General features: G+C 67.1%; 15 protein-coding genes. 13 read left to right on the forward strand and 2 right to left on the reverse strand.

Features of this window, described 5'->3' with window-relative positions; translation table 11 throughout:
- Positions 1 to 34: 34 nt before the first annotated feature.
- Positions 35 to 901, reverse strand: a complete 867-nt coding sequence (locus ACPTTC_RS04525; RefSeq protein ID WP_175966839.1) for a hydroxymethylpyrimidine/phosphomethylpyrimidine kinase — start codon at positions 899 to 901, stop codon at positions 35 to 37.
- A gap of 254 nt (positions 902 to 1,155) precedes the next feature.
- On the opposite strand from ACPTTC_RS04525, the gene ACPTTC_RS04530 reads away from it, so the two are divergent.
- The 8 genes from ACPTTC_RS04530 to ACPTTC_RS04565 all read left to right on the forward strand — a co-directional run bounded on the left by ACPTTC_RS04530 (position 1,156) and on the right by ACPTTC_RS04565 (position 7,750).
- Positions 1,156 to 1,326, forward strand: a complete 171-nt coding sequence (locus ACPTTC_RS04530; protein ID WP_004186709.1) for a rubredoxin — start codon at positions 1,156 to 1,158, stop codon at positions 1,324 to 1,326.
- Between the two features lie 104 nt (positions 1,327 to 1,430).
- A complete protein-coding gene (locus ACPTTC_RS04535) occupies positions 1,431 to 2,732 on the forward strand; it encodes a hypothetical protein (protein ID WP_423391684.1) in 1,302 nt (433 codons plus the stop codon).
- Between the two features lie 182 nt (positions 2,733 to 2,914).
- Positions 2,915 to 3,493 carry a YqgE/AlgH family protein gene (locus tag ACPTTC_RS04540; RefSeq protein WP_011351143.1) on the forward strand — a complete coding sequence of 193 codons (579 nt, stop codon included), beginning with the start codon at positions 2,915 to 2,917 and terminating at the stop codon, positions 3,491 to 3,493.
- Positions 3,490 to 3,939, forward strand: coding sequence for a Holliday junction resolvase RuvX (gene ruvX, locus ACPTTC_RS04545; protein WP_027788201.1), 450 nt, complete (start codon positions 3,490 to 3,492; stop codon positions 3,937 to 3,939). Before ACPTTC_RS04540 ends, ruvX begins: the two co-directional genes overlap by 4 nt.
- Positions 3,926 to 4,438, forward strand: a complete 513-nt coding sequence (pyrR, locus tag ACPTTC_RS04550) for a bifunctional pyr operon transcriptional regulator/uracil phosphoribosyltransferase PyrR (RefSeq protein ID WP_175966846.1) — start codon at positions 3,926 to 3,928, stop codon at positions 4,436 to 4,438. The genes ruvX and pyrR overlap by 14 nt, the downstream gene beginning before the upstream one ends.
- Positions 4,439 to 4,511: 73 nt before the next feature.
- Positions 4,512 to 5,543, forward strand: a complete 1,032-nt coding sequence (locus tag ACPTTC_RS04555; RefSeq protein ID WP_423391685.1) for an aspartate carbamoyltransferase catalytic subunit — start codon at positions 4,512 to 4,514, stop codon at positions 5,541 to 5,543.
- A 52-nt stretch (positions 5,544 to 5,595) separates the two neighbouring features.
- Positions 5,596 to 6,873, forward strand: coding sequence for a dihydroorotase (locus ACPTTC_RS04560; RefSeq protein ID WP_423391686.1), 1,278 nt, complete (start codon positions 5,596 to 5,598; stop codon positions 6,871 to 6,873).
- A 19-nt stretch (positions 6,874 to 6,892) separates the two neighbouring features.
- The gene (locus ACPTTC_RS04565) at positions 6,893 to 7,750 is read left to right on the forward strand and encodes a lysophospholipid acyltransferase family protein (RefSeq protein ID WP_423391687.1); all 858 of its coding nucleotides are present in this window, start codon (positions 6,893 to 6,895) and stop codon (positions 7,748 to 7,750) included.
- 32 nt (positions 7,751 to 7,782) lie between these two features.
- On the opposite strand, the gene ACPTTC_RS04570 is transcribed toward ACPTTC_RS04565, so the two are convergent.
- A complete protein-coding gene (locus ACPTTC_RS04570; RefSeq protein ID WP_423391688.1) occupies positions 7,783 to 8,622 on the reverse strand; it encodes a symmetrical bis(5'-nucleosyl)-tetraphosphatase in 840 nt (279 codons plus the stop codon).
- Positions 8,623 to 8,956: 334 nt separating this feature from the next.
- Here ACPTTC_RS04570 and rfbB point away from each other — a divergent pair, with 334 nt between their 5' ends.
- The 5 genes from rfbB to ACPTTC_RS04595 are packed head-to-tail and all read left to right on the forward strand — an operon-like array spanning position 8,957 to position 13,135.
- Positions 8,957 to 10,018, forward strand: coding sequence for a dTDP-glucose 4,6-dehydratase (gene rfbB, locus ACPTTC_RS04575; protein WP_423391689.1), 1,062 nt, complete (start codon positions 8,957 to 8,959; stop codon positions 10,016 to 10,018).
- Positions 10,019 to 10,029: 11 nt separating this feature from the next.
- Complete coding sequence (rfbA, locus tag ACPTTC_RS04580) at positions 10,030 to 10,911, forward strand: glucose-1-phosphate thymidylyltransferase RfbA (protein WP_423391690.1); 882 nt, start codon at positions 10,030 to 10,032, stop codon at positions 10,909 to 10,911.
- Positions 10,908 to 11,459, forward strand: coding sequence for a dTDP-4-dehydrorhamnose 3,5-epimerase (gene rfbC / locus ACPTTC_RS04585; RefSeq protein ID WP_423391691.1), 552 nt, complete (start codon positions 10,908 to 10,910; stop codon positions 11,457 to 11,459). The genes rfbA and rfbC overlap by 4 nt, the downstream gene beginning before the upstream one ends.
- Positions 11,460 to 11,469: 10 nt before the next feature.
- Positions 11,470 to 12,402 carry a dTDP-4-dehydrorhamnose reductase gene (gene rfbD / locus ACPTTC_RS04590; RefSeq protein ID WP_423391692.1) on the forward strand — a complete coding sequence of 311 codons (933 nt, stop codon included), beginning with the start codon at positions 11,470 to 11,472 and terminating at the stop codon, positions 12,400 to 12,402.
- Positions 12,403 to 12,457: 55 nt separating this feature from the next.
- A complete protein-coding gene (locus tag ACPTTC_RS04595) occupies positions 12,458 to 13,135 on the forward strand; it encodes a hypothetical protein (protein WP_423391693.1) in 678 nt (225 codons plus the stop codon).
- The last annotated feature ends 68 nt before the right edge of the window (positions 13,136 to 13,203 follow it).

The raw sequence follows: 13,203 nt of genomic DNA on the forward strand, positions 1-13,203 counted from the left end.
GGGCAGCGGCGGGGCATGCACCGCCGTGCTCACCTCAATGCCGGTGCGACGTCCTCGGCACCGTGTCGGCCTTCACGGCCGGCGGCGTATCCGAGTCTTCGTTGCTGCGCGCCCAGAAGAACCGGTCGGGCAGGTACGCACCCATGCCGGGCCGGAACGCGTCACGTACGGACTGGTACAGGTATTCCTGCGCCTCGCGAACGGCTTCGGGCGGCTCCTGGCCGTTCGCGAGCAGTGCCGCGATGGCCGCGCCCAAGGTATCGGTGATGCCCATCAGCCGGTGCGGCGAGCGATCCCACATGTCCTCGCGGAGCTGGCCCTCCTCGCCGTACAGTGTGTTGACGAGCCGGTGCGAGCCCGTCTCGGACGACAGGATGTACTCGCAGCCCTGCGACAGCAGGTGCGAGACGGCCGCGTCGAGATTCGGCGCCTCGGCGTCGCCGTCCGGCTGCGCGAGCGCGATCAGCGTCGCGTAGTCGGCGACCAGCAGCGTGGTTTGCGGCGCCAGCAGGTCGGCGATCGATTCGCGCAGGTCGTCGGCTGCGAGCACGTGCTCGTCGTCGAGCGTGAAGTCCGGCGCGAGCACGAGCGGCACGCCGTCGTAGTCGGCGACGACCTCGGCGATTGCGCTCACGACTTCCGCGCGCGTCGCCGCGCCGATCTTGAACGCTGCAACCGGCATGTCTTCGAGCAGCATGCGCGCCTGGGCGGCGACCACGTCGGGATCGAGGCCGGTCACTTCGTCGCAGGCGGCCGAGTCGCGCACGGTGTAGCCCGTCAGGACGGACACACCGTGACAGCCCATGCTCGCCAAAGTCATCAGATCGGCTTGAATGCCGGAGCCGCCGGTGGGATCGGACAGGCCGAAGGTGAGGACGATCGGAGGGGCGTTGCTGGACATGTAAAAATGGGGCAAGAGAAAAACGGGAAAGCGACGGGCATGCGGACGGCGAGGCGAAATGGGCATTTTTGGCCCTGTGTTGCCCGGCAGGCCGCACTTTTCAGTCATTATGCGGCGGAATCCGGCCTGCACGATGGATTTTTTAGCGCGGCGCAACGTAGTCGCGTTACTCCAGCGCGATTGCTAGGCAGTCCGGCCCCGACACGGTACCATCATGGCTCCCGAATTTACCGACTTTCCCGACGCGGCTTAAGATGGAATACAAGAGCTGGATGTGCCTGATTTGTGGCTGGATTTACGACGAAGAAGCCGGGCTGCCGGAAGAGGGCATTGCCCCGGGCACGCGCTGGGAAGACGTCCCGATCAACTGGACGTGTCCTGAATGCGGCGCCCGCAAGGAAGACTTCGAGATGGTCCAGATCTGACCGGACCCTTGGCCCACGGACACACCGCTCAGGCCTCGCATCGGCCCGGCGCTCGCGCGTCGAGGTTCGCGCGAGCGACTTGACGATGACAGGCGCGCGTGTGCATGAGGCCCGAACCGGCGAACGTTCCCCACCCTGACGCACTGCCCAACCCGCGCGGCGGGGCCGTGCGTGCCGCCGACGCATGGCTTGCGGCGGCCGCCGACGCTTTCGAGCATCGCGACGACGCAGCCGCGCCGCTGTCCGCTGCGGCGGCCGTGCTGGCGGAGGCCGGCTGGCTGCCGGCCGCGCGTTTCGCGGGGCAGTTGTCGGCCGCGGTGCCGCTCGTCGCCGTCGAGCCGACTTCGGCCGGCTGGCGTGCCGCGCTACGCGATTTCCGCGCGGCCGTCGCACGCCACAACCTGCGCGAGCTCGCCTGCTCACCCGTTCTCTTCGAACATTTCCGTGCATTGCGCGCGCAAAGCGCCGCCGACCTGCGCGCCAACGCGCCGCTCGACGCGCTCGCGCTCGTCGGCCGCGCGGTACCGCCGGCCACGCTGCGCGCGCTGCCCGATGCGTTCGCGACCCGGATTCGCGCCCGCTACGAACAGGCGCTGCTTGGCGTGCTGCGTGCGGAACATCGCACGCCCGATGCGGCACTCGATGAACTCGATACGGTGCTGGCCGCGCTCGCCGATGACGATCCATACGATTTCTGGCGGCTCGCGGCCGCGTGCGTGCGCGCGCTGCGTGCCAGCGGCGCGCCCGAGCTGAAGCGCTTTCTCGCGCGGATGAACCTGCTGCTCGGCGAGCACGCGCAGGGCCGACGCAGTGCGCCGCCCGAACTCGTGCGCGAGACGGTGGCGTTGCTGTGGCGCGATTTCGCGCTGTTCGGCGCCGCGGCCGAGGATGTCGCGCTCGTCGACGTGCTGCACGACTACGGGCTGACGGTCGACTGGCACGTCGCCGGCACGCCCGCGTCCGAAGCGCTGTGGGAGGCCGATGCCGCCCGGGCCGAGCACGATGCGGTCGCCGCCGCGCCGACTCGCGCGCTCGGCGTCGTGACGGTCAATGCGCATGCCTATGAGGATTTCCTGCAGACGGCCGATGCGTCGATGGCCGACCTCGCGGCCGATCCGGCCGGGGCCGACGCGGGTGCCGCATGGCATGCGTCCGGCGCGGCCTACCGGGTCGGCGCGGCAGCATGTGCGCTCGGGCTCGGTCACGCGGCGCTTCTGGCCGACACGCTCGGCCTGGCGTGGCGGCGTGCGGCGCACGGCGTGCCGCTCGCCGACGGCGGCCTCGATGCACACGGCCACGCGTCCGACATGCTGCGCGCGGCGCTGCTGAAGATTGCCGCCGGCGTTGCGCCGCCGGACCTCACCGCGGTGTCCAGCGCGCTCGGCGCGGCGCTCGGCCGGGCCTGACGAACGAGGGGGCGAACATGCGGCGGCAGCCCTTGCCGCGCGGGCCCGCAACACGCTGCCGACAGCGCCCGCGCGCGTGTTAGAGTGCCGTGTGATCCGTGCGCGCCGTTGCCAGCGCGGTGCGGCGTTGCTTGTTGATCGCGGCCCGGTCAGGCCGCGGCGTCTTTGCTAAAATTCAAACCATGTCAAAGCCTTCCGATCGCATCAATCTCACCAACCAGTTCCTGATCGCCATGCCGAACATGGCCGATCCGACGTTCTCGGGAACGGTGGTCTATCTTTGCGATCACAGCGAGCGCGGTGCGCTCGGCCTCGTCATCAATCGTCCTACCGACATCGATCTCGAATCGCTGTTCAACCGCATCGACCTGAAGCTCGACATCGAGCCGCTGTTGCACATCCCGGTGTACTTCGGCGGCCCGGTCCAGACCGAGCGCGGTTTCGTGCTGCACGAGCCGGTGGAGGGCGCGAGCTACAACTCGTCGATGTCCGTCGAGGGCGGGCTGGAGATGACCACGTCGAAGGACGTGCTCGAGGCGGTCGCGACGGGCACCGGCCCGAAGCGCTTCCTGCTGACGCTCGGCCATGCGGGCTGGGGGGCAGGGCAGCTCGAGGAAGAAATTTCCCGCAACGGCTGGCTGACCGTGGCCGCCGATCCGCGCATCGTGTTCGATACGCCGGCCGAAGAGCGCTTCGAAGCCGCACTCGGCCTGCTCGGCGTCAGTTCGTCGATGCTGTCCGGCGAAGCAGGGCACGCATGAGTGGCGCGAGCGCGCGCGATGCGACGCTCCTCGCGTTCGACTACGGCGAAAAGCGTATCGGCGTCGCGATCGGCAATGCGCTGACGCGCTCGGCCCGTGCGCTCGTCGTGATCCAGAACCTGAACCGCGAACACCGCTTCAAGGCGGTCGGCGACCTGCTGGCCGAATGGCGGCCGGACGCGCTCGTCGTCGGCCTGCCGATGCACCCTGACGGCACGCCGCACGACATGACGCAGCAGGCGAAGCGCTTCGGCAATCAGCTGAACGGCCGCTTCGGGCTGCCGGTCACGTGGGTCGACGAGCGCTATTCGTCGGTCGAGGCCGAGGCCGGGCTGCGCGAGCGCAACGTGCGCGGCCGCGCCCGGGCCGAGATGCTCGATGCCGAGGCGGCGCGCGTCATCCTTCAACAGTATCTCGATCAATTGTCCGACCATGAGCACCATTGACGCCGAGGCGCTTTACCGCGTCCTGCTCGACCAGATCCGCGCCGCGTACGGCTCGGCTTTCGCCGAACCGGGCGGCCCGCGGCTCGCCGGCATTTACAGCGGCGGCGCATGGCTTGCCGAGCGCCTCGCGCGCGATCTTGGCGCACCGGCGTTCGGCGTCGTGAACGTCGCGCTGCACCGCGACGATTACGCGAAGAAGGGGCTGCACAGCCAGGCCAGCCCGACGTCCCTGCCGTTCGAGGTCGACGGCGCGCGCATCGTGCTCGTCGACGACGTGCTGTACACCGGGCGCACCGTGCGCGCGGCGCTCAACGAGCTGTTCGACTACGGCCGTCCGGCCGCGGTCGAGCTCGCGGTGCTCGCCGATCGCGGCGGCCGCGAATTGCCGGTCGCCGCGCGCTTCGCCGGCGGCGCACTCGACGTGCCGGCCGGCGCGACGCTCGTGCTCGCGCGCGACGATGCGCAGTTCACGCTGCGCGTCGAGGCGCACGGCGCCTGAACGACACGCGAACCGTATCCCGGGCCGCTGGTTTGCACCGCGGCCCGTTTGCATAGTTGGAATCACGCACATCATGACCACCGACACCACTGGCCGCACCGGCAATCCCGCTGCGGCCGCGAGCCCCGACCGGTTCCGCTACGGCTTCCTGAAGGGCAACCCGCAGCTCACGAAAAACGGCGAGCTGAAGCACCTGCTGTCGATCGAAGGCCTGCCGCGCTCGATCGTCAACCACGTCCTCGATACGGCCGAGCAGTTCGTCAGCGTGACGGACCGTGAAGTGAAGAAGGTGCCGCTGCTGCGCGGCAAGTCCGTGTTCAACCTGTTCTTCGAGAACTCGACGCGCACGCGCACGACCTTCGAGATCGCCGCGACGCGCCTGTCGGCCGACGTGCTGAACCTGAACATCAACGCGTCGTCGACGAGCAAGGGCGAATCGCTGCTCGACACGATCAACAACCTGTCGGCGATGCATGCCGACCTGTTCGTCGTGCGTCACGCGTCGAGCGGCGCACCGTACCTGATCGCCGAGCACTGCGCACCGCACGTGCACGTGATCAACGCCGGCGACGGCCGCCATGCGCACCCGACGCAGGGCCTGCTCGACATGTACACGATCCGTCACTACAAGCGCGACTTCACGAAGCTGCGCGTGGCGATCGTCGGCGACATCCTGCATTCGCGGGTCGCGCGCTCCGACATTCACGCGCTCACCACGCTCGGCGTGCCGGAAGTGCGTGCGATCGGCCCGCGCACGCTGCTGCCGGGCGGGCTCGAGCAGATGGGGGTGAAGGTGTTCCACAACCTCGACGAAGGGCTGAAGGGCGTCGACGTGATCATCATGCTGCGCCTGCAGAACGAACGGATGAGCGGCGCGCTGTTGCCGTCGGCGCAGGAATACTTCAAGACCTGGGGCCTGACGCCCGAGCGCCTCGCGCTCGCCGCGCCCGACGCGATCGTGATGCACCCGGGCCCGATGAACCGCGGCGTCGAGATCGATTCGCAGGTCGCCGATGGCCCGCAGTCGGTGATCCTCAACCAGGTCACGTTCGGCATCGCCGTGCGGATGGCCGTGATGGGCATCGTCGCAGGCAACAGCGACTGAGCCCGCTTTCGCGCATCCTTATTCACGCAATCAACGCATTCACAGACAGCGCATGAAGATTCATATCAAAGGCGGCACGCTGATCGACCCGGTCGCCGGCACCGAGCAGCAGGCCGACGTATTCGTCGCGGACGGCAAGATCGCCGCGCTCGGCACGGCGCCGGCCGGTTTCAACGCGGACCGGACGATCGACGCGTCGGGCCTGATCGTCGCGCCCGGCCTGGTCGACCTGTGCGCACGGCTGCGCGAGCCCGGCTACGAGCACAAGGCGACGCTCGCATCCGAGATGGCCGCGGCCGTCGCGGGTGGCGTCACGACCCTCGTGTGCCCGCCGGATACCGACCCCGTGCTCGACGAGCCGGGCCTCGTCGAGATGCTCAAGTTCCGCGCGCGCAACCTGCACCAGGCGAACGTGCATCCGCTCGGCGCGCTGACGGTCGGCCTCAAGGGTGAAGTGATCACCGAGATGGTCGCGCTGACCGAGTCCGGCTGCGTCGGCTTCACGCACGCCAACGTGCCGGTGCGCGATACGCAGGTGCTGCTGCGTGCGCTGCAGTACGCGAGCACCTACGGCTACACCACGTGGCTGCGCCCGCAAGACGCATTCATCGGCCGCGGCGGTGTCGCCGCGAGCGGTGCGCTGGCGTCGCGGCTCGGGTTGTCCGGCGTGCCGGTCGCGGCCGAGACGATCGCGCTCCACACGATTTTCGAACTGATGCGCGTGACGGGCGCACGCGTGCACCTCGCGCGGCTGTCGTCGGCGGCTGGCCTCGCGCTCGTGCGCGAGGCGAAGGCCGAGGGGCTGCCCGTGACCTGCGACGTCGGCGTGAATCACTTGCATCTGATCGACGTCGACATCGGCTACTTCGATTCGCAGTTCCGGCTCGATCCGCCGCTGCGCAGCGAGCGCGATCGTGAAGCGATTCGCGTGGCACTCGCCGACGGCACGATCGACGCGATCTGCTCCGACCACACGCCGGTCGACGACGACGAGAAACTGCTGCCGTTCGGCGAAGCGACGCCGGGTGCGACGGGGCTCGAACTGCTGCTGTCGCTGACGCTGAAGTGGGCCGATGAAACGCGTACGCCGCTCGCGCAGGCGCTGCGCCGCATCACGTCCGCGCCGGCCGACGTGCTGCAGCTGCCGGCTGGCCGCCTCACCGAAGGCGGCGCGGCCGACCTGTGCGTGTTCGACCCGCGTGCGCACTGGCGCGTCGAGCCGCGTGCGCTGAAGAGCCAGGGCCACAACTCGCCGTTCCTCGGCTACGAACTGCCCGCCTGCGTGCGCACGACGCTCGTCGCCGGGCAGATCGCGTTCGAGCGCCCCTGAACCACGCCGGACTTTCGCCATGATTGCCTTTCGCAAGCTGCGTCTCGTCTTTCACCTGTTGCGCGGCATGGTGATCGTCGCGCTGCGTTTTTCGCACGTCACGCCCGCGCGGCGTGCCGAGATGACGCGCCGCTGGTCGCTCAAGCTGCTGCGGATCTGCGGGATGCGCCTCGTCGTCCATAACGACGGCGCACGGCTCGACGCGAGCGCGCTCGTGGTCGGCAATCACGTGTCCTGGCTCGACATCTACACGGTCAACGCGTGGCGGCCGACGCCGTTCGTGTCGAAGGCCGAGGTGCGGCAATGGCCGGTCGTCGGCTGGCTCGCCGAAAAGCTCGACACCGTGTTCCTGCAGCGGGAGAAGCGCACCGAGGCGATGCGGGTCATGCACGAGATGGCCGAGCGCCTGCGCAACGGCGGGCTGATGTGCGTGTTTCCGGAAGGGACGACGACCGACGGGCAGGAGCTGCTGCCGTTCCATGCGAACCTGTTCCAGGCTGCGGTATCGGCCGGCTGCGCGGTGCAGCCGATCTGCCTGATGTACGAGGATGCGCAGCAGCGGCAGTCGGTCGCGCCGGCCTATACGGGCGAGGTGGCGCTCGGCAGGTCGCTCGACATGGTGTTGCGCGGCGGCCCGATCATCGCGCACCTGTACGTGTGCGAACCGATCGCACCGGGTGGCGACCGGCGGGCGACGTCCGCCGCGGCGCGCGACGCGATCGCGGCTGCGCTCGCGACGCTACAGGCCAAGGTCGGCAAGCCGACGGCCGAGTCGCTTGCGGAGTTGCAGAAGCATGCGTATCCGGCGACCGAGGTTGGTGCCGCAGCGGCAGGCAGCGAGGCGGCCGATGCGCCCGTGCCGGGGCGCGAGGGCTGAAGCGCTTTCCGGCGGCGCGAATCAGCCTTTGATCACTCTCCGCCCGGCGCGCGGCACGCTTCGCACTGCACCTGCGTGACCGTGCGCTGCGCCGGATCGGCCGTCAACCGCACGGCCGACAGCTGGTTACCCCACACACACCCCGAATCGAGCGCAACGATGTTCTCGCGCAGCATCAGGCCGAGCGCGGCCCAGTGGCCGAACACGACCGTCACGTCCTCCGTGCGGCGCCCCGGTACGTCGAACCACGGCAGGTAGCCAGGCGGCGCGCTGTCGGGGCCGCCGTTCGCCTTGAATTCCATCGCACCGTCGGGTGTGCAGAAGCGCACGCGCGTGAATGCGTTGAACGCAACGCGCATCCGGTCGCGTTTATTTAGGTTCGGGTTCCATTGGTTCGGTTCGTTGCCGTATAGGCCTTGAAGCGTGTCGCGCCAGTCGGGGGCGCGCAGCGCGCGCTGGAGTTCGTCGGCAAGCTCGAGCACGAGCGTGGCATCCCATTGCGGCAGCACGCCCGCATGCACGAGCAGCATCCCGTTCTCCGCATGCACGAACGGGCGGTGGCGGACCCAGTCGAGCAGCGCGTCGGCGTCGGGTGCGTCCAGGATCTCGCCGATGGTGTCGCCCGGGCGTTCGGTGCGCAGGCCGGCTGAGACCGCAAGCAGGTGGAGGTCGTGATTGCCGAGCACGACGGTCGCGCGCGGGCCGAGGTCGACGAGTGCACGGAGCGCCGCGAGCGAGGCCGGGCCGCGGTTGACGACGTCGCCGGCGATCCACAGCGGCGTGTCGGCGGGCGCTGAAAGCTTTTCGAGCAAAGCCTGGAAAGCGGAATGACAGCCTTGGATGTCGCCGATGGCGATGGGGGATGGATGCATGAGGGTCAGGTTGTCACGTTTTGATCGGCGTGAAGAACAGCCATCGCGAAAATGGGCGCCGTGCACAATTGTATTCTGTCTGAATCGGCCTTGCCGGCATGCCGTTTCCCTTTCGCGTCAGGGATTTGCCGTGCTGTTTCAAGTTGTTAGCAGCGTAGCTTTTACCGAAAACGCTTTCCTATAATGAGGGGTTGCCTTCTGAAAATTAACACCAGATTGCATTGTCCGACTTGGCGACCGGGTAGAATGCCGGCCCTAGGGCCGCACATGGCCACTGCGACTTGACGTTCGGTCGGCCCCCTTGTGGCTGTCGCACATTTCTAGAGGGAGCTACATGATCCTGGTTACGGGTGGCGCAGGCTTTATCGGTGCCAATTTCGTGCTCGACTGGCTGAATCGGTCCAATGAGGCCGTACTCAACGTCGACAAGCTGACCTACGCAGGCAATCTTCGCACGCTGGAGCCCCTGGATGGCCATCCGGGGCACGTGTTCGCGCGCGTGGACATCTGCGACCGCACGGCGCTCGATGCGCTCTTCGCGGAGCACCGGCCGCGCGCGGTCGTGCACTTCGCGGCAGAGAGTCATGTCGACCGCTCGATTCACGGCCCTGCCGATTTCGTACAGACCAACGTGGTGGGCACGTTCACGCTGCTCGAGGCCGCCCGTACGCACTGGAACGCGCTCGGCGAGGCTGACAAGGCGGCATTCCGCTTCCTGCATGTGTCGACGGACGAGGTGTTCGGCTCCCTGTCTGCCGCCGATCCGCAGTTTTCCGAGACGACGCCCTATGCGCCGAACAGTCCGTACTCGGCGACCAAGGCCGGCTCCGATCATCTCGTGCGTGCGTATCACCATACGTATGGAATGCCGACGCTCACCACGAACTGCTCGAACAACTACGGACCGTACCAGTTTCCCGAGAAGCTGATCCCGCTGATGATCGCAAATGCGCTCGCGGGCAAGCCGCTGCCAGTCTACGGCGACGGGCAAAACGTGCGCGACTGGTTGTACGTGAGCGACCACTGCAGCGCGATTCGCGAGGTGCTTGCGCGAGGCGTGCCGGGCGAAACGTACAACATTGGCGGCTGGAACGAAAAGAAGAATCTCGACGTCGTGCATACGCTGTGCGATCTGCTCGATCACGCGCGGCCGAAAGCGTCGGGCTCCTATCGCGACCAGATCGCCTACGTGACGGATCGACCCGGTCACGACCGCCGATACGCGATCGATGCGCGCAAGCTCGAGCGCGAACTGGGCTGGAAGCCGGCCGAGACATTCGAATCGGGACTCGCGAAGACTGTCCGGTGGTATCTCGACAACCAGGCGTGGGTGAACGACGTCGTGTCGGGCGAGTACCGCAATTGGGTCGAGACCAACTACGCGCAACGCGCTTGAGGGCTTCCGAGATGGCACGCAAGGGCATTATTCTCGCCGGCGGTTCCGGCACGCGCCTGTACCCGATCACCCATGCGGTGTCGAAGCAGCTCCTGCCGGTGTACGACAAGCCGATGATCTACTATCCGCTGTCGACGCTGATGATCGCGGGCATCCGTGACGTGCTGATCATTTCCACGCCGCAGGACACGCCGCGTTTCGAGGCGATGCTTCGCGACGGCAGCCAGTGGGGGATGAACATCCAGTACGCGGTGCAGCCGTCGCCGGATGGGCTGGCCCAGGCATTCGTGATCGGTCGCGATTTCATCGGTCACGACCCGTCCGCGCTGATCCTCGGCGACAACATCTTCTACGGCAACGATCTCGTGAAGCGGCTCGATCGTGCGAGCGAGAAACCGTCGGGTGCGACGGTATTCGCCTATCACGTGCAGGATCCCGAACGTTATGGCGTCGTCGAATTCGACAGTGCGTTCCGGGCGCTGTCGATCGAGGAGAAGCCGGCAAAGCCCCGGTCGAATTACGCGGTGACCGGCTTGTATTTCTATGACAACCGTGTGTGCGACATCGCGGCGGAGATCACCCCGTCCGCGCGCGGAGAACTCGAAATCACCGACGTGAATTCGCGCTACCTTGGCGAAGGCGCACTGGACGTCGAGATCATGGGGCGCGGCTATGCATGGCTCGACACCGGAACGCACGATTCGCTGATCGATGCGGCGGTGTTCATTGCGACGCTGCAGAAGCGGCAGGGGCTCGTTGTCGCATGCCCGGAAGAGATCGCGTATCGCCAGAAATGGATCGACGGCGATCAGTTGCTCAAGCTCGCGGCGCCACTGTCGAAGAACAGTTACGGGCGCTATCTCCAACAGATTCTGTCGGACAGGATTGCATGACCATCCAGGTAACGGCAACGGCGTTGCCGGAAGTCAAGATCATCGAGCCGAAGGTGTTCGGTGACGCGCGCGGCTATTTCTACGAAAGCTTCAACGCGCGCGCGTTCGCGGAGCATGTCGAGCCGGACGTCGTGTTCGTGCAGGACAATCATTCGCGCTCGGTGAAGGGCGTGCTGCGCGGTCTGCACTATCAGATCGACCATGCGCAGGGCAAGCTCGTGCGCGTGATCGAGGGCGCCGTGTTCGACGTTGCCGTCGATATCCGCCGCGATTCGTCGCGATTCGGGCAATGGGCGGGCGTGATGCTGTCTGCCGAGAACCAGCGGCAGATGTGGGTGCCGCCGGGGTTTGCGCACGGCTTTCTGACGTTGTCCGATGCGGCCCAGTTCCTCTACAAGACGACCGACTACTGGTATCCGGAATTCGAGCGCTGCATCCTGTGGAGCGACCCCGACATCGGTATTGAATGGCCGGTCGACGGTGAGCCGCTACTGGCGGCGAAAGATGCCGCCGGCAAGCGGCTGGCGCAGGCGGAGGTCTATCCGTGAAGGTGCAACGATGAACACTGCGACCGGCGATCACCCGCGGATTCTCGTGACGGGGGCGAACGGGCAACTCGGGTTCGAGCTCGCGCGAACGCTGGCGCCGCACGGGCACGTGATTGCGGCGGACCGTACGGTCGTCGACCTCGCGGATCTCGACCAGCTGCGCGGCGCGATCCGCGACCTCCGCCCCGATCTGATTGTCAATGCGGCGGCTTATACGGCGGTGGACAGGGCGGAAAGCGAGTCCGATCTCGCGATGCGGGTTAATGGCGAGGCGCCTGGCACGATTGCCGACGAGGCAGTGCGGGTGGGTGCGATGGTGATCCATTATTCGACCGACTACGTGTTCGACGGCCGCAAGGACGAACCGTACAACGAGACCGATCCGACCGGGCCGCTGAATGTGTACGGCCGGACCAAACTGGCCGGAGAGCAGGCGATCGCACGGGCCGGCGGCAGGCATCTCGTGTTTCGCACGAGCTGGGTCTACGGCACGCGAGGGAAGAATTTCCTGTTGACCATGCGAGCGCTGGCGGAGAAGCACGACACGTTGCGCGTCGTCGCGGACCAGATCGGTGCGCCGACCTGGTCGGAAACGCTGGCTGATCTCACGTCGCACGTCGTGGCGCAGCTGTTCGCGCAGCGACGCGACGATGCGCAGTGGTGGGCGGCGCATTCGGGCGTCTATCACATGACAGCGGCTGGCGACACGAGCTGGGCCGGGTTCGCCGACGCGATATTCGCGGAAAGCCGCCTTGCCCGTCGGCCGCGGGTGGTGCCGATTCCGTCCGACGAGTATCCGACGCCCGCCGCGCGGCCACGTAATTCACGACTGTCGAACGCGAAGCTCGAGCGTGTGTTCGGCGTACGCGTGCCGCATTGGCATGACGCGCTGAAGAAGTGTTGTCGACGTCTCGACACAGAGGACAGTCTCGTCCGCGCATGAGCGTGGTGCGAGAAGGGACGTCGGCCTGATCGACGCAAGGAATGGTGTAGGACTCATGGATTCAAGCAATCGTCATCGTGCCACTGAAGCGGAGCCGGAGCATCTCGCCGATGCCGAAGCGCTTCGCGCACGCATTGCCGAGCTCGAGGCGGAATTCGAGCGGGCGCGGGCACTGGCGCGTGACACCGCTGCTCGCCTGCGCCGCACGAGCTATGACATGTCGGCGGCGCAGGCCCGTGCGGACGCGACCGAACGGCAGTTGAACGACGTGCTGTCGAGCATGTCATGGAAGGTCACGGCGCCGTTGCGCGTCGCCGTGCGCGTCACGCAATCGGCCATCACGTTCGCGCGCGATCCGTCGTGGGCCGTGCTGAAGCGACGCAGCATGACGGCGCTTCGCGAGATGGCGCGACGGAGCACGCTCGCACGCAAATTGGTGTTCTGGGTTCGCGACAACCACCCGGGGATCTGGGCGCGTGTGGCCCATCTCGCAGCTCCGCGTTTTGCCGGCACGCAGTCCATTTCGGTTACACGCTGGAAGGAAGGGAGCGTGTCGCGTCGATACTACGCCGAGCGCATGGCCGCACGCGTGCCGCATTGCGACCGCGCGACTGTCGAGGGCTTCCTCGATGCGCGGGTGGTCGGTGTCGACACTCGCAAGCTCGCCGCGCGGCTGACCGAGATCTGCGCGGCGACGGCACCGGCGCGCGACGACGCTGCGTCCGGGCGTTGAGCATGCCGGCACGGATTTCAGCCTGAACCTTATGCAGAACGGAGCAACTGCCGCCGTGGCTTCCCCAA

This window comes from Burkholderia mycopellens, assembly GCF_964265025.1.
Classification (GTDB): Bacteria; Pseudomonadota; Gammaproteobacteria; order Burkholderiales; family Burkholderiaceae; genus Burkholderia.